An 18,865-nucleotide genomic window follows, 5' to 3' on the forward strand; every position below is an offset into this window, starting at 1 on the left:
CGCCATCGGGACGGCAGGCGCCGTGGCAGCCGGCACGCTTGCCGGGGGTGCCGCCGCGCTCGGCGTTGCCCGCACGGGCGGCGCAGGAGCGCTATCCGCGGTCCGTGCCGGGACCGCGCTCTCCTCCGGGGCCACGACCGCTTATGGCGTGGGGCAAGCCGCTTCGGGTGCGACCGGCGCCGCCGGTATCGCCGCCGGTCTCGCCGGCGTTGCCAGGGCGGGCTCCGGTGTAGCGGTCGACACGGCCCGTTCCTTCGGCGCCCGCGTGTCCGGCGGCTTTTCCGAGAGCGCACGACGGGGCCGCGAGGCCGCGTGGCAGGCGACCGGTGGCAGCAGGGCAGGGGGCGGCAGTGGCGTTGCCATGGTGCCGCCGGGGGACACGGGCGCTCCTGCATGGGCAAGACGCCTGCGCGCCGAGCAGCGCCGGCGGGCGCGTGTTCACACGACGGAGCAGGCCATCCGGGAAGGCGACAGGCCCGGTGCCGGCACCAACCCCGATCTCTCGGAGCGGGAGTAGCCCATGTTCCGACGCGCGACCAACCGCTACGGCGACACCCCAGAGCCCGTCACCCCATACCAGAAGGCGCAGCAGCTCTGGGACGAGCGCCTCGGCTCGTCGCGCGTGCAGGCCAGGAACTGGCGGCTCATGGCGCTCTCCTGCCTGGCGCTCGCGACCGGGCTCGCGGCGGGCCTGCTCTGGCAGTCGGCTCAGAGCCGCATCACGCCCTATGTTGTCGAGGTGGACAAGTTGGGCGGCGTGCAGGCGGTTGCGCCGGCCGTTCAGCCCTACGAGCCGACCGACGCCCAGATCGCCTATCACCTCGCACGCTTCGTCCAGGACGTCCGCTCGCTCTCGATCGATCCGATTGTGGTCCGGAAGAACTGGCTTGAGGCCTACGACTATGCGACCGACCGCGCGGCACAGGTCCTCAACACATTCGCCCGGACCAATGACCCGTTCAAGGCCGTCGGCGAGCGCAGCGTCTCGGTCGAGGTGACGAGCGTGGTCCGCGCCTCGGACAGCTCGTTCCAGGTGAAGTGGACGGAGCAGACCTGGCAGGGCGGCAACCTCTCCGAGACCGAGCGCTGGACCGGCATTCTTTCCGTCGTCGTTCGGCAGCCGCGCGATGTGGCGACGCTCCGCAAGAACCCCCTCGGCATCTATGTGCACGGCCTCGACTGGTCGCGCGAGCTCAATCCCGGAGAAACGCCATGACCCCGATCCGGATTCTTCTGTTCGGCGCCTCAGCCTTGGCGATCGCCGCCTGTGCAGCCGACGGCGCGCCGCCGCCAGAGATCTCCTATGACAGCGACGACTTCGCGCCGGCTACTGTCGAACCCGAGCCGTCCAGGCCGGTCGAGATCGTCACGTTGCCCGAGCCGCTGCCGCTCCCGGGCCAGTTGAAGCCGGTGCCTGACCGCGACCCGGCCGCACCCGACAAACGTCCGCCGCCGGCGCGCGTCGATGCCGCGAACAAGGCCGCGCGCCTGGAGCCGACCAAGCATGGTTATGTCAATGCCGTGCAGGTCTATCCCTTCACGGCGGGCGCGCTCTATCGCCTCTACGCGGCGCCCGAGCAGGTGAGCGACATCGCCCTGCAGCCCGGCGAAAAGCTGGTGGCCGTCTCGGCCGGCGATACCGTGCGCTGGGTCGTGGGCGACACCACCAGCGGCTCTGGCGACGAGCAGCAGGTCCATATCCTCGTTAAGCCCGTGGCGCCGGACCTCGAGACCAATCTCGTCATCACCACCGACCGGCGTGCCTATCACCTGGAGCTGGAGAGCACCGAGCGCACCTACATGGCCTCGGTCTCCTGGCACTACCCGCATGACCAGCTGATCGCGTTGCGCCGGCAGAACGAGCGCGCGATCGATGCCGAGGCGCGCGTCGTCGATCGGGGGCTGTCCCTCGACCGTCTGCGCTTCCGCTACGAGATCACCGGCGACGATCCGCCCTGGCGGCCGGTGCGGGCATTCGACGACACGAACAAGGTCTACATCGAGTTCCCACGGCGGATTGACCAGGGGGAGGCGCCGCCGCTGTTCGTGGTCGGATCGCAAGGTGGCGCGGAGCTCGTGAACTACCGGGTCCGCGACAACTACTACATCGTCGACCGGCTGTTCGCGGCCGCCGAGCTCCGCCTCGGCGAAGACCCGCAGCAGGTGGTCCGAATCAGCCGCACCGACGGGCGCGCGGCGAATGCCGATTCGGCACAACCGTTATCGGCGGAGGACCGCTGATGACCAACCCGGCCGATTCGCAGGGTGGACCGCCAAAGACCGATCCGGAGGCGTTGACGCTCCGCACACGGCCGCGGCCCGTCACGCGCTTCAATCGGAAGGTGCTGATCGCCGGCGCTGCGCTCGGCTCCGCCGCGATCCTCGGCGCGACACTGGTGGCGCTCAATCCACCGAGCTTCCGCACGCAGGAATCCGGCGGCGAGCTCTACAACATAGACCGCAAGCCGACTGCCGAAGGGCTCGCGGGCCTCCCGCGCAACTACGGCGAGATCGCCCCGAAACCGGTGCCGCAGCTCGGGCCAGCTCTCCCGGGCGATGTAGGGCCGCCGGTTGTCAGCATGGAACGCGAGCTTGGTGTCGTGCCGCCCCCACCCACCGCATCTGGCCCCATCTTCCGGCCCAATCCCGAGGACGATGCGGCACGCGCCGAACGCCTCCGGCTGGCACGCCAGGCGCAGCAGGCACGTGAGGCCGGCGTCTTCTTTCAGATCTCCGCACGACGCGAGACGGCAGGTGCATCCGCACAGCCCTCGCCCGGTCAGGGATCATCGCCCGACGGCGCGATGGGTATGGCCGAAGGAGAGACGCGCCGCCTCGAGCTCGACCGTGAGCGCGACCAGAACTATCAGGGCCACAAGCTCGACTTCCTGAACCAGCGCGTCGATCGCGAGATCTACAACCCGCATCCTCTGCAGGAGCCGGTCTCGCCCTACCAGGTGATGGCGGGCACGGCGATCCCGGCGAGCCTGGTTACCGGCATCAACTCCGATCTGCCGGGACTGGTGATCGCCCAGGTCACCGGGAATGTCTACGACACGCCGACCGGCCGATATCTCCTGATCCCGCAGGGTGCGCGCCTCATCGGGAAATACGACAGCGTCATCGCCTTCGGCCAGAGCCGGGCGCTCGTCATCTGGAACCGTATCGTGATGCCGGATGGCTCCTCGATCGTGATCGAGAACCTGCCGGCGACCGACACCGCCGGCTACGCCGGGCTCGAGGACGAGGTCGACTATCACACTTGGCGGCTCATCACCGGCGTTGCGTTGTCGACGGTGCTCGGTGTGGGCACCGAGCTGACCTTCGGCGAGGACGAGGGTGATCTCGTCCGGGCGCTGCGCGAGGCCGCCCAGCGGGACACCAACCGGGCGGGTCAGCGGATCACCGAGCGCAACCTCAACATCCAGCCGACCATCACCATCCGGCCCGGCTGGCCGCTCCGCGTCATCGTCCACAAGGACTTGGTCCTGCGGCCATACGAGAGGTGAAGGAGCCACAGCATGCCCGACCTGAAGCTTGCGAAGCTCCCCGACCGCACGCCGGTCAAGATCACGATCACGGTGAGCCCCGAGCTGAACAACGCGCTTCAGGTCTATGCCGAGCTCTATCGCGAGACCTATGGCGCAGCCGAGCCGGTGCCGGAGCTTATTCCGTACATGTTGGAAGGCTTCCTCGCCGCCGACCGCGGCTTCACCAAGGCGCGGAAGGACAAGCAGTTCGACGGCAGCTCGCGAGCCACGGCGCTGGCCCGGCAACCGGCGCGCCGCCGCACTGCGGAACCGAGTGATCCATCGCCCACTGCAAGCTGAGGAGGAGCAGAACGATGTCCGTGATCGGTACATTCACGCCCGCCAAGGATGGCGGTTGGATTGGCACCATCCGCACGCTCACCATCGAGGTGAAGGCGCGGTTTGTGCCCAACGACAACCGGGACAGCGAGCGAGCGCCGGCGTTCCGCATATTCGCTGGGCGGTCGGAACTCGGTGCGGCCTGGCGCGAGCGCACCAGCGGAGAGAACCCGCGCGAGTATCTGAGCGTCCGTTTCGACGACCCGGGCCTGCTGGAGCCGATCTCTGCGGCCATGTTCGAGGCCGCCGACGGCAAAACCGCCCAGCTTATTTGGAGTAGGCAACGACCGGCCTGAACATCGCTGGGGGCAAAAAATCCACCGCCGGAAGTGCAAGCGGGATCGTGACCGGAAGTCCCGGCAGGCCGACCGCCGCAGCGGCGAGCCCCTTAGAGCCGACGAGCGGCGCTGGTTCAGGTCGATGGTCCAGCGCATCGCCGCGATCCTCGCCATCGGCCCGCAACTAAACGATCTGTATTCGTTGGCCGCCGAGGACGCCTTTACGGCCGCCGAGCTGGGGATCGAGCGGTAGGCACCATCGCCATTGGCCGATGTTTCTCAGATAGGCACGGTTTCGGGGGTGTAGGGGATGTCAACGTGCAGGTCACCGCCAGGCAGGCGCGTAAGCATCATGCCTCCCTCAGCAAGAACTTGAGTGGCGATTTCCTTGAGCGGTTGAAACTCTGCGGGTGAGGTCCACGCGCCGCGCCGGGACCAAAGGTTCCGCAGCGCTTCCCTAAGTTGGTTGACGAACGGAGCGGAGGCGCTTGTGGCCAGGACGGCCTGCGCCTGAGGTGCCGTGTCCAGCTCTTCGCCCCGGCCGTCGAGATGCCCGATCAGGTAGGCGGCCATACGCAAGGGTTCGCACAGCGGGCGGCCGGCCTCCTCAAGAACGCGGTTCAGGTCGCCGTGCAGACGATAGGCGCGGATCGCGTCGTTTGCGAGGCTACGCGCGTCCCGAGTGACTCCCACAAAGCACTCTTCATATCGCGACGCCTGCCCCGCGCCGAATATCGCGCTAATACGGCATGCCGCGTACTCTTCCCAGAGTGCGCCGATAATCGGCTCGAAGAGGGCTTCCTCGTAATCCGTGATCTGACGCTGAAGAATGGTGCCCGGAAAGCATATATCCCTGTGTTTCAGGTCTTCGATATGCGCGCACTCGTGCGCCACCAGGTACAAGGCCTGTTCGAATTCGTCGCCCTCCTGCCGCTCAAGCGGCAGCACGAAAGGGGCGTGAAAAACGAGGTGTCCCTTTATCACACCATCGCGCAGGACGGCCGGCGCCATCGCGACGCCAAGCATCTGATCGCTTGAGGTTCTTGTCAGCGCCTGGTCGGCGTATAGCCGCGGTCGAGCTGCGCAAGTGCATCGTCATAGTCGTAGGCGACCGTAATTCCGTCGAGCCGGTCAAGGTCGATATACCGGCTGATTGACCGGACTGTGTAGGCGATGACGTGAGTAAACTGCTCGGCAGTCTCCGTGTCTGCAAAATTTCGCGCGCTGACCGCAATGGAGTCAGGAGCGGTGGAAGGCGGCAGATCGTCCGTTTCCGACATTCGAGTTCGCTATTTAGAGAGCCATTCGGCGTATGCTTGCACGTCGATCATCGGCACGGTGCCGCTGAACTGTAGCTGCGAAATCAGCTTCAGCAGGAACGCCGTCGCCGACTTGCCGCCGTTGTGACTTGCATACCGGCTGTCTTCCTGATCGAAGCTGAAATACCCGTGGGCCGCGACGCAGCCCAGGTCGAGGCGGTCGCCGTCCTGCCCGTCGCCGAGCGCGTCGAGCAACGCGTCGCCCAGGCCAGGCGTCCAGTCGCTTTCGAATGTCAGTATGCCGCCCAGAATCGGGATCAGCGGCTTTGCCGGATATGTGCCACCGGCGTGAGGAATCGGCAGGCTGGTGCGGTGAAGGCGGCGCACGCTTCCCACCTTCTCCCGCGCATAGCTGACCTGGCTTGCGTTGATCGCCTGCTTCGCTTCGAACACGGCATAGACGCTTTCCGCGGGAATGATGGTCTGCCCTTCATAGTGGAAGATGAAGGGCGAATACTGCCGGTCGAAGACGACGACATCGATCTGCTGGCTGAATACGCCCCGGCTATCGACGACATGGGCGGTTGCAGCCTGATACCGCTGCGGCAGGTAAGTCTGCAGGAGTTCCAGCCATACCTTTTCGCTCGCATCGCCTTTCGTGCCCGGATGACCGAAGCTCTTGCGCACCGTTTCCAGCCGCCGCTGGATGTCGTCGTGCAGCCCCGAGAGGAGCTGCGAGAGGGACCACTCGCTCATGCTGCACCGTCCTGAAAGGGGGGCGTCGGCGCCATCCTTCGCGCGATCTCCAGCGCGCGAGCCGCCGTCACCGTTTGCGTCGGATAGGCGTCGAGCACAATGTTGGGCAGCAACCGCTGCGTCAGGTCCGAGAACGTGAACCCGTAGCCGCCTTCCTTGCGCGCGCCGGTCGCGGCGACCACGGCGTCGATCTGCGGTTGCGAGAACCCGAGCTGCTTGAGCGCCGGCCCCAGAACGGCCCGCCGCTGCGTTTCATCGGGCCGCTGGAACGTCAAAATATCCGCCGCCCGCCTGCGCACGGCCGGATCAAGCGCCGTGAGCCTGTTCGTGCACATGATAACCGCGGCGGGCACGCGGCTGTTGGCGAGGCGGTCCACGCCCCGGATAAAGGCGTTCACACCCGCGCGGTCCTCGTGATGCATCTGCGCCGCCTCCCGGGACTGGGCGAGGGCATCCGCCTCATCGACGAGAAGAATGACCGCGCCGCGCGACCGCGCGCCGCTGCCCTTGAGCTTGCCGGCCTCGGTATGGGCATAGTCGAAGGCGGCGGAGAGGAGTTGCGTCATCTCGCCGACGCGTCCCTGGCCGCGCGTCGAGAGGCTCATTGGGAAAAGGGTGATCTCGATATCCTCCTGCCGCGCCACGGCATCGCCGATCGTCTCGGCGAGTTCCGATTTTCCCGACCCGACATCGCCCGCCAGCACGACGAGGGGCGGACGGCGCAGCACCGCGTGCAGCACGCCGTTGGCGCCGGGATGGTGTTTCTTCGCCCAGGCTTCGAGGCCCGCCGGGTTGACCAGCAGCCCGAGGATCTTCGTCAGGCGCGCCTTGTGATCGTCCAGGCCGACGAGACGCGCGAGTCGTTCCTGCGGGTCGAAGTCCGGGTAAGTGATACGTCGTTCGAACAGCTCGTCGAGGGCAGGCCGTGTTGTCATCAGTAACTCCTTACGGTCGCGCGATCGAGCGCCCGGCCGCCCGACGAATAGGTCCGGTCGCCACTCAGGTAGCCGTTGATGCCCGGCTCCGGGGCGCCCGTCCGCGGGAACGGCAGGCGCTTCTCGAATTCCGCCTTCTCCGCGTCGGTCAGGCTGTGCCATGCCGCGCTGTAGGTCATGTAGCTGTAGAAAGAGGCGCCACTGACATCCGCTCCGGGGCGAATCCGGCCCGGATCATCGTCGTTCGCAGAACCGCCTGCGAGGTCACGCGCCGTATACCGCAGTGTCGGCTCGATCCATTCGCCGTTGCGGCGAAACCCGTAGGTGACGGTGCCAAGGTATCCCGCCTTGAGGAACTCGATCGCCTCCGCTTCGTAGCCGGTAATCTCCGAGTCACTCGGATATCCGTACAGCCGCTGCATCCGCTTGAGGTCGGTGGCGACCTTCGCCGCCATGTGCTTGGCGTGCGTGAGGGTGAACGTGGTCGTTTCGGCGAGCGTGTAGCTGTAGGTCATATCCCCCTCACACCTGGAACGAAGGTCCGAAGACCTTCTGCCAGTAATAGACAGTTTCCTGCTTCGTCGGCGCGGCGAGCGCCGAATCGATGGCATCGCCCGCATCGAGCGCGGCATCCACGATCGCGTCGGCCTGCGCGGCGGTATAGAGCCGGCTGACGTTGTTCTTCTCGTTCACCGGGTCGATGATCTGCACCGGCTCGGAAAACGACCCGACCGCCGAAGCCGCGTAGCAGTCGGTGAAGACGATCTTCTCCCGCATGTTGCTGCGGGCGAGGTAGGTGAAGAAGTGCTGGAGCGCCTCGGGGTAGTCGGAGAAGTCAAGCCCCTGGTCGCACAGGTGCGAGAGGATCATCTCGATCATGAAGGATTTGAACCGGAAATCCTCCTTCTCCCGCTTCATGTTCCGCGCCCAGAACTTCACCAGCCGCGCGACCTGCGCGAAGTGCGTTTCCTGCGCCGTCTTGCGCTTGCGCGTAAACTCCAGGTGGAGCGGGATGCTGGTTTTCAGGAACGAGCCGTCGTCCTGGCTGACGAGGTTGCCGTACCACTGCGGGTCGCCGTCATAGAGAATCGGCACGACATCGACATCAAGGCCCGATCCGCGGAAGGAGACGGTCACGCTGTAGGTCTGCGGCTTGACTTGATCGGGGCTGAAGTTCGGAAACGCCTTCCGCAGGCGCTCGGCCAGGTAGTCCAGCAATGCCTTGATGTCGCTGGGCGCATCGGCGCCGCTGATGTAGCAGCCCACGTCGATATCGTTCAGCGACCGGAGCGCCGTCCCTTTCGCGAGGCTGCCCGAGAGCAGCATCTTCTTGAGCGTGAAGTCAGGGTGCTCATCGAGGTAGCTTTCGAGCCTCTCCCGAAGGCGGCGGGCCTGAGCGCGGTACTCGTCCGCCTTATCCTTCGGCAGGTTCACCTTGTCTTGCGCGAAGCGGACGATGTCGCCGTGGTCTACGTGTTGTCTTCCCATTTTCGATCTTTCTTGCCATTGGCGACTTCGCCATGCAATATATGTCTAGTATGTACATCGCTAGAGAAAGATCGTCAAGTTGTTTATGTCGAGTTCGCCATGACGAAGAAACCTCCACAGGCACCCGCCCCATCCGAGATTTTCCCGGAACGGCTGAAAGCCGCCCGCGACCTGCGCGGCTGGAATCAGAGTGAACTGGCCGAGCGCGCCAAAATGCCGCCCAGCTCTATCGCCCATTTCGAATCAGGCTCGCGCAAGCCGTCCTTCGACACGCTGCGGCGGCTCGCGAACGTGCTGGAGGTCACGACGGATTACCTCCTGGGGCGCGTCGAGGAACCGGAACTCGCCGAATCGGGAGACCCGCTTTACCGGGACGTGGGGAAGCTCACCGGGCGCGACCGCGAGCTGGCCAAGGACTTCCTCAAGATGCTGGCGGAGCGCACCCAGGCCAAGCGCAAGGGGGACTCATGAATTTGGCCTTTCGCCTGAAAATGGCCAAGCAGAAGGGGGAAGCCCTCGTCCGGGAGCTTGGAATCGATTCACTTGCGGTCGATCCACTCGCAATAGCGACGAGCCGCGACATCGTTGTCGAAGCGAAGCCCGACGCCGAGCCCGGCGTCTCGGGAATGCTCCTGCGTCACGGCGACGCCTTCGGAATTCTCTACGCCACACACGTCCAGAGCGAAGGCTTCCAGAGGTTCAGCATCGCCCACGAGCTCGGGCACTATTTTCTTGACGGGCACATCGACCACGTACTGCCGAAGGATGGCGTTCACGCGTCCCACGCGGGATTCGTATCTGCCGATCCCTACGAACTCGAAGCCGACAACTTCGCCGCCGGTCTGCTCATGCCGGCCCACCTGTTTCGGAAGGCGCTTGGGAGGCACGAGCCGGGCTTCGTGGCGGTCGAGTCGGTTGCGGGGCTTTGCCGCACGTCGCTGACCGCAACGGCAATCCGTTATGCGGAGCTAACTGACGATGCCGTTGCGGTCGTCGTCAGCACAGGCGCGACAATCGATTATTGCTGCCTCTCCGACACGATGAAATCCCTGCCGCAGCTCACGTGGCTGCGCAAGGGCTCGCCGGTCCCGCGTGGAACGGCCACGGCGCGGTTGAATGGCAATGGGGGACGTGTTGCTGCCGCAGACCGCGCCGAAGCGGACGTCGATATCATGGACTGGCTGGGGGGCACGCGCTCCGTGAGCGGAACGGAGGAAGTCATCGGACTGGGCGGCTACGGCAAGACCCTGACGGTGCTTACCTGCCCGTCGCTGGTGGACGAAACGTACCAAGAGGACGACGGCGAGGACGAAGAGGATCTGATCGACCGCTGGATGCCGCACTTCCGTCGATGACCGGCGGCCTTCCTGAAATCACCAGCGACTCCGAAGCGCGGGCGCTAATGGCTGGCGGCCTTGGAAAGGCCGAACTTGAGTTCGCAACATCGGTGACAGCGCCGCTCTACTGGGTAATCCGGCAGGAGGACGGGAATTATGTTGTCCGCAACGGCTCCGCCTTCTTTCTTGACGCAGGTGCAGGCCCTTTCGCCGTCACAGCCCATCACGTCATCGAGGGATGGCGGCGGGACCATGAGTGCGGCAACGTCGTAGCATTCCAGCTTGGTGACCAACCGCTCGATCTTGCCGGTCGCAATGCCGTCATCGGCGCCCATGCCGGTCTGGACGTTGCGACCTTCCGCTTCTCTGCCGAGGACGTCGCCTCGATCGGCAAGATTGTGCTGACCGGGTATCAAAGCGAATGGCCACCGAATCCGCCGCTGATAGATCGCGGCGTGTACTACGCCGGATTTCCCGGCACCGAAACGATCTGGCTTTCGCAGGACGAAATCTCGTTTGGCGCTGCCCCCGGAGGCGGGGTTGCAAGCAGTGTCAGCGAGACGGACGTTTCAAGCCTTATTAGCCGCGAGCACCTCATCGGCGTGTTGGGCGGAGGTGTGCCTCCGGAGAACTATGATTTCGGCGGCATGAGCGGTGGCCCGATGCTTATGGTCATCGAGCATCGGGGCTTGCGGTCGTGGTCGCTGGCAGGGGTCATCTATGAGGGGCCGAATCCATCACCCGATGAGCGGCAAGCGATCCTCGGCCTTGAGATAATCAGAGCTCGGCGCGCCCACTTCATCTTGCCTGACGGTACATTCGACGTGCGGCGCTGGAACGCCCTTTGTAGCTAACTGGTGTGGCCGCAGCATGCACGGCAAATGGGCACAACCTGGCGTTCCTCACAAAGGCTGGATCTGCGTCTATGTCGAAGATTTGGGCGCGCCCGATGCGATCTGCGAAATGTGCGAGCTTCAGGAAATCCGGTATGTCCACCATATGCAGCATGCCGACTATCCGGCCGTTCTGGAGGTCGGCTGTGTCTGCGCCGAGCATATGGAAGATGACTATCAAGGGCCTCGCCGGCGAGAGCGCAATCTGAAAAACGCCGCCAGGCGCCGCAGCCGCTGGCTGAACCGGTATTGGAAACTGTCCAGACAAGGCAACCCCTACATAAACACCGATGGCTTCAACATCACCGTGTTTCGAAGGCAGGATGGAGCATGGGGCGGGCGTATAGAGGACCGATCATCCGGCCAGTCAATCACATCCCGCCGCCGCTACGGCACGGAAGATCAAGCCAAGCTTGCCGCGTTTGACGCCATGATCTTCTTGAAGGACAAGCGGGGCTGGGGCCGCTCCGAATAGTCTGCGTTCCTGTTTCTTTCGAAACACAATCGGACGATCCGGCCGGAGGGCAGAAGCGGGCTCTAGGCCGGCGCCTGTGATCTAAACACGCGCGATCTAAGAGCTTCGTTGGCGGTGTAGCGTAGCCCCGATCATCTCTCGACTTCTGTTCGATCTCTTACGCTCATGCCCGCTCTTTGCAGATCCATCCGAACAGCGCCTACGTGGGCGCAAATAAAGGTGATTTAAGATTCAGGCGTTCTGGTGAATCCCTATCTCGGTGAACCCGATAATCGGTTCCGCTGGAAGGGCTGCGCCATGAAGAGGAGCGATCGGCAATCCGAGCCCAAAGTGCCGGCCAACGACAACAGCCGGGAGAGCGGCGAACCCCTGGATCCTCGCATCCTCCGTATTGCGGAGGCGATCGGCCGGCATCTAGCGCGCGAGCACGCCAGACGTTCCTTTCCGGCCAACGACAACGAGCCGCAAAGCGAATGACAAGGTTGAAACCAATTGGGCTTGACAGTACCTTGTATTATACGGAGAATGCAGATGATCGGAAGTATACGTGTCGAGGATGTTATGGCTCGAACCACAGCAATGGAGTTCCAGCGCAAGTTCGGCGAGTTCCAGCACCAAGCCCAACGTGAGCCGGTCGAGATCACCCGCCATGGCCGGCGCGAGCTGGTGCTGATGTCGGCGGACCATTACGACTGGCTGGTGGCCGCGGCACGCCGGACCTCCCGCACGACGGAGGCGCAGGACGTTGTCGTGGAAGCCGTGCGCCGGGCGGAGATGGACCCGGAGCATGCGGCGCTCGACGATCTCATGAAGTGAGCCTGGGCTGGTGGCTATCCCGGAGCCGAAACCCGGCTTGGTGATCCGTTACGACTATCTCTGGTCTCATGAAGCCTCCGCCGGCCGCGATGAGGGAAAGGACCGCCCCGCATGCCTCGTTGCCGCGAGCGACTCCAGCGTCCGTCCGAGGTTCGTGGTCATCCTGCCGATCACGCATTCGCCGCCTGACGAAGGCACGGTCGGCATCGAGATTCCGGCGAGGGTGAGGCAGGCGCTCGGGCTGGATGATGCGCCGAGCTGGGTTATCGTTTCGGAATACAATGTCGATGAATGGCCGAACGGCGGGCTCGCTCCGCTCCCCGGCCGCCCTGGCCTGTTTAGCTACGGCTTCATCCCGCCACGCCTCTTCACGCAGGTGAAGGAGAAGTTCCTGGAGTTGAGCGAGCAGCGCCGGAGCAGTGGGGTCCGCCGATGAAAGGGGATCGATCCATGACCAAGGTTGCGCTCTACGCCCGCTACTCTTCCGACAACCAGAGCGTCGCCTCGATCGACGACCAGTTCCGGGTCTGCCGCGAATACGCTGCGCGGGAGAAGTGGCGCGTGGTCGGCGCCTACAAAGACCCTGCCATCTCGGGCGCGAGCGTGACCTTGCGGCCCGGCGTGCAAGCCCTCCTGCAAGACGCCCAGCGGGGCAAGTTCGACATCGTGCTGGCCGAGGCGCTCGACCGTATCTCCCGCGATCAGGCCGACATCGCGATTCTATTCAAACACCTGCGCTTTGCCGGCGTGCGGATCGTCACCCTAGCCGAGGGAGAAATCTCCGAGCTGCATGTCGGCCTGAAGGGGACGATGAACGCGCTGTTTTTGAAGGACCTCGCCGCCAAGACCCATCGCGGTCTCCAGGGGCGTATCGAGAAAGGTAAGGCGGGCGGGGGACTCTGCTACGGCTATGACGTCGTCAAGCGGACCAACAGCGAAGGCGAGCCGCTCCGCGGGGAGCGCGCGATCAACGAGGCCGAAGCGCTGATCGTGCGCCGCATCTTCCGTGAGTTCGCGGCCGGACGGAGCCCGCGGGCGATCGCGACTGACCTGAACCGTGAAGCGGTTCCCGGTCCGCTTGGCAAGGCTTGGGGCGATACGACGATCCGCGGACATGTCTCGCGCGGTACCGGCATCCTCAACAACGAGCTTTATGCCGGTGTGCTCGTGTGGAACCGGCAGCGCTATGTGAAGGACCCCAGCACTGGCCGGCGCGTCTCGCGGCCGAACCCCGAGTCCGAATGGATCAGAACGGATGTCCTGGAGCTGCGCATTGTCGACGACTCCCTCTGGCGTGCGGCGAAGGAGCGGCAGGCCGAACTTGCGAAGCAGTTCGAGCCGACGACCATCGGTGTGCGGGAAGCACGGGCAAAGCGCATTCACAGTCTGCGTCGGCCGGCCTTCCTGTTGTCCGGGCTCCTTACTTGCGGTTGCTGTGCCGGCAAGTACGCAATCATCGCGCGGGATCGCTATGGCTGCCTGAACCACTACCGACGCGGCACCTGCGAGAACAACCGCACGGTGGCCCGGGAGGTGATCGAGCGCCGCGCTCTTGCCGGCCTTCAGGACAAGCTCGTTTCGGCGGACGCCGTAGCCCTCGCGGTGCGCGCCTATGTGGAGCAGACCAACCGGCAGAACCAGGAGCGCCGCGCCCAAGTAGACGTCGACCGCCGGGCCCTCGAGAAGATCGAGCGCGCGATCCAGGGCATCATGCAGGCCATCGAAGACGGGATGTACCAGCCCTCCATGAAGGTGCGGATGGAGGAACTGGAACGGCAGAAGGCCGAAATTGCCGCGCGCCTGACCGAGGCACCGGCCGATGCGCCTGACGTGCATCCGAACGTCGCCGAACTCTACCGCGCGCAAGTCACCCGGCTGACCGATGCTCTGGCGAGTCCCGATACGCATGCCGAAGCGGCCGCGGATGTTCGCGCTTTGATCGGCGAGGTGGTGATCACGCCAGGCGCGGGCAGAGGCGAGTTTTCGGCCGTTTTACGCGGCGAGCTGATGGGGATTCTGGACTTGGTTGCAGAGGGAGAAGGTCCGCCCGGACCCGAAGTTATAACAAACGCGGCTGCGTGTCCCCGCAACCACCCATACCGACACTCCCGTGAGCCCAGCTCCGGGAGTGTGGTTTTTTAAGACCCGTCCATAGGTTGTTGCTCGATCCAGCTCAGGATGGGCGCGCCGATATCCAACGTGTCATCGGAGGGCTGATACAATCCCTCCTTGACCGCCTCGACGATCCCCTAGATCTTCGATTCCTTGATGACTGTGGTGGCGGATGCGCTCTTTGCAAACGATTCGCTTCGCCATTCTCCTGCCGAGGCGAATATGTCGCCTTTTGCGGTCCATCGATCCGCGCTCGGCATCGGCGCGAAGCTGTGGGTAAGGCTGGTGGAGGCGAGGGGGTCACATGCGCTTGACGGATGGCGACATAGAACGGCGACCGAGCCACTGGCTGGCTTAGGCGCTGGCGGACGACCGCGACCTTGCCCTGAACGGCGAGGAAAGCACAGATCTCTGCGTCGTCGATGGCGGCTATATGGGGGCGACGCGGTCTCCCTCCCGATTCGGCACCGGCTGAGCAGGGGGCTATGAGCGCGGGCCGTTGATGCTCGACAGCCGCGCCTTCGGATCGCGGGTGACAATTGACGGGCGGCTCAATGTCGGCGTAAGCGACCGCTCGGCGAGCGGCTCGTGGCCAATCTCATCCTCGGAGCGGTACGAGCCGCTCATTGACACGGCCTTGGTCCGCCCGGTCGAGCGCGGCCTTCTGCCCGAGCCATTTCGGTTCGACGGCGTCCGTTTCGTGCGCGGCGCCGGTCGCGCGCGACCGGACCGAGCATCAGGGCGAAGCCCGATGCTGCTCCCCAGATTGCTCGCGGGGCTTGCGCCCTCCGGCGTCACCCCTGCGGAAGCCAACTTCAGGGAGCTCCAACGATCAAGTCGCAGCTCCGTGTTATCCGAGCCGTCGAGCGTCCTCTCATTCTCGCCGTGATCGACACCGATACGACGCAGCTCGCCCGCGAGATCAATGCGGCAATCAGCCAGCACATGGGCGCCGGATCGAGGTCATCGGAGGGCCACCGTGGAATGAACGGTCACTTATGACGAGGTGCTCTTCTATGCGGTGTATCCAGTATACTGGGCGGCGCGCCAGGCGTGAAGGAGCCCTAAGGCCGGCGGCGGAGCGACCCGATACCTTTTGTAGGTCCGCGCAGTCCGCGCCTTAACCGTCTCGCGCGCCGCCGCTCCGGCGCGATTGGAAAGCTGTGCCGCGGGTGGCGCGCTCGCGCTCGAGGCCGCTACTGAGCGTAACCTGCGCATCGCGCGGCCCGAATGCTCCTCCACAAGAAGGGCACTTCAGCGCGAGGCTGATTTCCGCTCCACAGGCGCTGTGGATGATCGTCAGCGCCGGCTCCTCGCCAGGGCCAAGCCCACCCCATTTCTCGCCCCAGGCCTTCAGCCCGAGGAGGATCGGATAGAGGTCGCGTCCCCTCTCGGTCAGGCGATACTCGTGGCGGACTGGCCGATCGGCGTACTGCACGCGGTCGAGGATTTTGTCGCGTTCGAGGCGCTTCAGCCGGATCGAGAGCAAATGCGAAGACATCCCCGTCTGCGCCTGGAACTCCTCGAAGCGACGCGATCCCAGGAATGCCTCGCGCAAGATCAGCATTGTCCAGCGGTCGCCAAGAACTGCCAGCGACCGTGCGATGGGGCAAACCGTATTGCCGACCCGAGACCAGCTCATCGGATCTTCGCTCCTTCGCTTCAGAAATTGAAGGAGCTATAGCACCGGATCCCCGTCAGAGGAAAGGCTGGCCACTCCTGCCTTTGAAGGCGTAGTGGGACGTCGCACAAGCGGAAAGAGCGGCCCCGCGGGACGCCCTTGCCGCTAGAGCGCTTCCGCTCTTCTTCGAATCGCGGAAGCACCCTAAGTTTTTGCCTGGTCGCATTTTCTTCACGCGAACCGGTATCCACTTCGCTCGAAAATGCTCTAGAAGGAAGCCGAGGGCTCGAAGGTGCCGAAGCCGCGCCGCCAGCAGTCGACGATCTCGCCGACCGTGGCATAGGCGCGGATCGCATCCATGACCGGCGGCACCATGTTTTCCCCGGTGGTGCAGGCATGCTCGATCGCCGCGAGCGCGCGCTGGACAGCGGCATTGTCGCGCTCGCGCCTGATGCGCGCGGTGCGCTCGTGCTGCCGCTCGGCCGTGCTGGCGTCCACGCGGAAGGCGGTGTTCGGCACATGGGGCTTTTGGGGCCACTTGTTCACCGTCACCCATGGCCGCTCACCGCTGTCGATGCGGCGCTGGCGGCGCTGGGCACCGCGGTTCATGATCTCGCGCGCAAAGCCACTGTCGATGGCGCGCAGGGCTCCGCCGATCTCCTCGATCCGCTGCAGATGCGCCCACATGGTATCCGCCGTCTTCTTCGTGAGCGTCTCCACGAAATAGGAACCGCCAAGCGGGTCTATGGTGTCGGTGAAGCCGTGCTCGTGGGCCAGGATCTGCTGGGTGCGGATGGCCACCCGCACGGTCTCTTCCGTCGGCGTGCCGACCGCCTCGTCGTGGGAGGCGATGTAGACATAGCTCGCCCCGCCGAGCACATAGGCAAGGGTGCCGTAGCCGATGCGGACGATATTGTTCAGCGGCTCCTGCAGGGTCTCCTGGCCATGGCCGTAGACGGTGGTCTTGAGGGCGAAGGACCTGGGATCCTCAGCGCCGTAGCGGTCTCGCATGAGCCGCGCCCACACCTTGCGCAGGGCGCGCAGGTTGGCCACGGACACGAAGAAGTCGTGCCGCTCGTCCGGGAACATGTGGAAGAGCGGTGCGACCTGGTCGATGGTGAGGCCGCGGGCGAGCAGAAGATCGATATAGTGGACGGCATTGGCAAGGGCGAGCGCCGCGCCCCAGGTGGAGCCCGCGCCCCCGGCATTGAGATGGTTGTAGCAGACCGTCAGCGGCGACCAGTTCGGCGCATTGTCCACGCACCACGCGACCGGATCCACCGCCAGCTTGGCGGCCGGCGCGGGCGGGATGATCTGCGTTCCCCGCGCTAGATATTCCTTGAGCGGATCATTCTGCAGGTTGACGACATAATCGCCCCATTTGAGGCCCTGCTTTTCGCCAACCACCGCGAACATGGCGAGCACGATGGGGCCTATGGAATTGCCGAGCGTGCCGACCCTTTCGATGGCGTTGAGCGGAATGCCTTCGAACAACAGCTCCATGTCCGCCAGGGTGTCGATGGACACACCGACGCGGCCGACCTCGCCGGCCGACATCACGTGGTCGGAATCGTAGCCGCATTGGGTGGGCAGATCGAAGGCGACGAGGATCTGCTCGATGCCGAGATCGATCAGCTTGCGGAAGCGCTTGTTGCACTCGGTTGCCTCGCCATAGCCGGCATAGGCGGAGACGACGAAGGGCTTCGTTCTGTACATCGCCGGCCCATCGCCCCTGGTGTAGGGGTATTCGCCGGGGAAGCCTACGTCACGCATATAGTCGAAGCCGATCGCCTCGAGTGATGCCGGGCTGTAGAGCGGCTCGATCACCTCGCCGATGTCGACCTCGAAGGCGCGGCATTCGGGGCGCACCGCCACGGCGGGCTTGTAGGCCTCGTCCAGCCAGCGTTGATGCTCGCGAGCAATGGAGGACGTCTGCTGCACTGTAGGGTGCTCGGCACTCAGCGCCTTTCGACTGATCTCATTCATGGTCTCCCTCCCGGGACATGGCAAGGAAGCGTTCCGCTGCCGTGTGGCGGTCCAGGCGGCGCAGCGCGACCGCCTCGATCCATTCGCTCAGCGATCCGCCGGCAAGCGCCACCCGCTCCACCTGCTGCTGCAGCAGCATGGCCTGAAGCACCGACCGCATCTGCGCCTCGGCCTGGCGCAGGCGCCTTTGCCGGAGGGTGCCGCTCTCGGCGAGCCATCGGCCACAGGCTTCGACCGCCGCGATCAGGGCGGCGACGGAGGTGTCATTGCCCACGGCCGTATTGACGACGGGCGGATGCCAGTGGCCTTTCGCGCCGGCGGGATCGCCGAACCGTTCCGAAAGCAGAAGCCGGGCATGCCCCGGCACGGCGGCCGCTTGCGCCTCGACCGCTCCGGCTTGGTTGGCGCCCGGACGTCCTGCGAAAACCAGCGAGAGCATGCTGCGGATATCGGCGGCGACACTGGCCGCGCCCGCTAGGTCGCTCTTGTTGACCGCATAAACGTCGCCCACCTCCATCAGGCCGGCCTTCGCCGCCTGGAGGGAATCGCCCAGGCCCGGTACGGCCACCACCACCGTGCAATCGGCCACGAAGGCGACCTCGACCTCGTTCTGCCCAACCCCGACCGTCTCCACCATCACCCTGGTCAGGCCCGAGCCGCCCATGAGCGCGCAGATGTCGAAAGCCGATCCGTTCAGGCCTCCGGAATGGCCGCGGGTGGACATGGAGCGGATGAATACCGAACTCAGATCTTCCGAACGCCGCATGCGCACCCGGTCGCCCAGGATGGCACCGCCGGAAAAGGGGCTCGCCGGGTCCACCGCAAGAATGCCGACGCGATGGCCCTGGGCCGCCCAATGCGCAGCCATGGCATCGACGAGGGTCGACTTCCCGGCGCCGGGCGGACCAGTCACTCCCACCACCAGCGTATCGGATGCAGCCGCAACCGCTTCCGCCAGGCATGCCTGCCACCCCGGCGCCCTGTTCTCAAGGGCGCTGACCGCGCGAGACAGTCTGCGGCGCCAGGCGGTATCCATGGGC

At 65.0% G+C, this 18,865-nt stretch carries 23 protein-coding genes; 14 read left to right on the forward strand and 9 right to left on the reverse strand.

The annotated features are described in order from the left end of the window. The 6 genes from E4P09_RS26115 to E4P09_RS22615 form a co-directional block, all read left to right on the forward strand. Positions 1–517: TrbL/VirB6 family protein (locus tag E4P09_RS26115; RefSeq protein WP_487392617.1), on the forward strand; the 517-nt coding region annotated here is incomplete at its 5' end. 3 nt (positions 518–520) lie between these two features. Continuing rightward, the gene (trbF, locus tag E4P09_RS22595) at positions 521–1,216 is read left to right on the forward strand and encodes a conjugal transfer protein TrbF (RefSeq protein WP_137391922.1); all 696 of its coding nucleotides are present in this window, start codon (positions 521–523) and stop codon (positions 1,214–1,216) included. After that, the gene (trbG, locus tag E4P09_RS22600; protein WP_137391923.1) at positions 1,213–2,241 is read left to right on the forward strand and encodes a P-type conjugative transfer protein TrbG; all 1,029 of its coding nucleotides are present in this window, start codon (positions 1,213–1,215) and stop codon (positions 2,239–2,241) included. The genes trbF and trbG overlap by 4 nt, the downstream gene beginning before the upstream one ends. Next, positions 2,241–3,509, forward strand: coding sequence for a TraB/TrbI/VirB10 family type IV secretion system protein (locus E4P09_RS22605; protein WP_137391924.1), 1,269 nt, complete (start codon positions 2,241–2,243; stop codon positions 3,507–3,509). Before trbG ends, E4P09_RS22605 begins: the two co-directional genes overlap by 1 nt. A gap of 12 nt (positions 3,510–3,521) precedes the next feature. Next, on the forward strand, positions 3,522–3,830 hold the full coding sequence (locus E4P09_RS22610; protein ID WP_137391925.1) for a DUF2274 domain-containing protein: 309 nt from the start codon (positions 3,522–3,524) through the stop codon (positions 3,828–3,830). Positions 3,831–3,844: 14 nt separating this feature from the next. Beyond that, complete coding sequence (locus tag E4P09_RS22615; protein ID WP_137391926.1) at positions 3,845–4,165, forward strand: DUF736 domain-containing protein; 321 nt, start codon at positions 3,845–3,847, stop codon at positions 4,163–4,165. Positions 4,166–4,426: 261 nt separating this feature from the next. Here the strand turns inward: E4P09_RS22615 and E4P09_RS22620 are convergent, their stop codons facing one another. The 6 genes from E4P09_RS22620 to E4P09_RS22645 are packed head-to-tail and all read right to left on the reverse strand — an operon-like array spanning position 4,427 to position 8,585. Next, the gene (locus E4P09_RS22620; RefSeq protein ID WP_137391927.1) at positions 4,427–5,173 is read right to left on the reverse strand and encodes a hypothetical protein; all 747 of its coding nucleotides are present in this window, start codon (positions 5,171–5,173) and stop codon (positions 4,427–4,429) included. A 20-nt stretch (positions 5,174–5,193) separates the two neighbouring features. Beyond that, positions 5,194–5,427, reverse strand: a complete 234-nt coding sequence (locus E4P09_RS22625) for a hypothetical protein (RefSeq protein WP_137391928.1) — start codon at positions 5,425–5,427, stop codon at positions 5,194–5,196. 9 nt (positions 5,428–5,436) lie between these two features. Continuing rightward, positions 5,437–6,162: a DUF6602 domain-containing protein gene (locus tag E4P09_RS22630; protein WP_137391929.1), complete on the reverse strand. Its 726-nt coding sequence runs from the start codon at positions 6,160–6,162 to the stop codon at positions 5,437–5,439. Then, positions 6,159–7,097: an AAA family ATPase gene (locus E4P09_RS22635; RefSeq protein ID WP_137391930.1), complete on the reverse strand. Its 939-nt coding sequence runs from the start codon at positions 7,095–7,097 to the stop codon at positions 6,159–6,161. Before E4P09_RS22635 ends, E4P09_RS22630 begins: the two co-directional genes overlap by 4 nt. Beyond that, entirely contained in the window at positions 7,097–7,612 is a 516-nt protein-coding gene (locus E4P09_RS22640; protein ID WP_137391931.1) for an HORMA-1 domain-containing protein, read from the reverse strand. Before E4P09_RS22640 ends, E4P09_RS22635 begins: the two co-directional genes overlap by 1 nt. Before the next feature lie 7 nt (positions 7,613–7,619). After that, positions 7,620–8,585 (reverse strand): CBASS oligonucleotide cyclase, encoded by a 966-nt coding sequence (locus E4P09_RS22645; protein WP_137391932.1) that lies wholly within the window; start codon positions 8,583–8,585, stop codon positions 7,620–7,622. A 99-nt stretch (positions 8,586–8,684) separates the two neighbouring features. Here E4P09_RS22645 and E4P09_RS22650 point away from each other — a divergent pair, with 99 nt between their 5' ends. The 8 genes from E4P09_RS22650 to E4P09_RS22685 all read left to right on the forward strand — a co-directional run bounded on the left by E4P09_RS22650 (position 8,685) and on the right by E4P09_RS22685 (position 14,248). Then, positions 8,685–9,056: a helix-turn-helix domain-containing protein gene (locus tag E4P09_RS22650; protein WP_137391933.1), complete on the forward strand. Its 372-nt coding sequence runs from the start codon at positions 8,685–8,687 to the stop codon at positions 9,054–9,056. Next, complete coding sequence (locus tag E4P09_RS22655) at positions 9,053–9,940, forward strand: ImmA/IrrE family metallo-endopeptidase (protein ID WP_137391934.1); 888 nt, start codon at positions 9,053–9,055, stop codon at positions 9,938–9,940. Before E4P09_RS22650 ends, E4P09_RS22655 begins: the two co-directional genes overlap by 4 nt. After that, the gene (locus tag E4P09_RS22660) at positions 9,937–10,776 is read left to right on the forward strand and encodes a hypothetical protein (RefSeq protein ID WP_137391935.1); all 840 of its coding nucleotides are present in this window, start codon (positions 9,937–9,939) and stop codon (positions 10,774–10,776) included. The genes E4P09_RS22655 and E4P09_RS22660 overlap by 4 nt, the downstream gene beginning before the upstream one ends. An 82-nt stretch (positions 10,777–10,858) precedes the next feature. Next, positions 10,859–11,290 carry a hypothetical protein gene (locus tag E4P09_RS22665; RefSeq protein ID WP_239025327.1) on the forward strand — a complete coding sequence of 144 codons (432 nt, stop codon included), beginning with the start codon at positions 10,859–10,861 and terminating at the stop codon, positions 11,288–11,290. 297 nt (positions 11,291–11,587) lie between these two features. Then, a complete protein-coding gene (locus tag E4P09_RS22670) occupies positions 11,588–11,767 on the forward strand; it encodes a hypothetical protein (RefSeq protein ID WP_137391937.1) in 180 nt (59 codons plus the stop codon). Positions 11,768–11,851: 84 nt separating this feature from the next. Continuing rightward, a complete protein-coding gene (locus E4P09_RS22675) occupies positions 11,852–12,106 on the forward strand; it encodes a type II toxin-antitoxin system prevent-host-death family antitoxin (protein ID WP_137392128.1) in 255 nt (84 codons plus the stop codon). A 10-nt stretch (positions 12,107–12,116) separates the two neighbouring features. After that, on the forward strand, positions 12,117–12,542 hold the full coding sequence (locus E4P09_RS22680) for a hypothetical protein (RefSeq protein WP_137391938.1): 426 nt from the start codon (positions 12,117–12,119) through the stop codon (positions 12,540–12,542). Between the two features lie 14 nt (positions 12,543–12,556). Further along, entirely contained in the window at positions 12,557–14,248 is a 1,692-nt protein-coding gene (locus tag E4P09_RS22685; RefSeq protein ID WP_137391939.1) for a recombinase family protein, read from the forward strand. A 1,090-nt stretch (positions 14,249–15,338) separates the two neighbouring features. Here the strand turns inward: E4P09_RS22685 and E4P09_RS22690 are convergent. From E4P09_RS22690 to meaB, 3 genes are all read right to left on the reverse strand, one after another. Next, positions 15,339–15,860, reverse strand: a complete 522-nt coding sequence (locus E4P09_RS22690) for a winged helix-turn-helix transcriptional regulator (RefSeq protein WP_137391940.1) — start codon at positions 15,858–15,860, stop codon at positions 15,339–15,341. A 246-nt stretch (positions 15,861–16,106) separates the two neighbouring features. Continuing rightward, positions 16,107–17,825 (reverse strand): methylmalonyl-CoA mutase family protein, encoded by a 1,719-nt coding sequence (locus E4P09_RS22695; RefSeq protein WP_137391941.1) that lies wholly within the window; start codon positions 17,823–17,825, stop codon positions 16,107–16,109. After that, on the reverse strand, positions 17,818–18,861 hold the full coding sequence (meaB, locus tag E4P09_RS22700) for a methylmalonyl Co-A mutase-associated GTPase MeaB (protein WP_170984588.1): 1,044 nt from the start codon (positions 18,859–18,861) through the stop codon (positions 17,818–17,820). Before meaB ends, E4P09_RS22695 begins: the two co-directional genes overlap by 8 nt. Positions 18,862–18,865: the final 4 nt, after the last annotated feature.

Source organism: Rhodoligotrophos defluvii, assembly GCF_005281615.1.
Classification (GTDB): domain Bacteria; phylum Pseudomonadota; class Alphaproteobacteria; order Rhizobiales; family Im1; genus Rhodoligotrophos; species Rhodoligotrophos defluvii.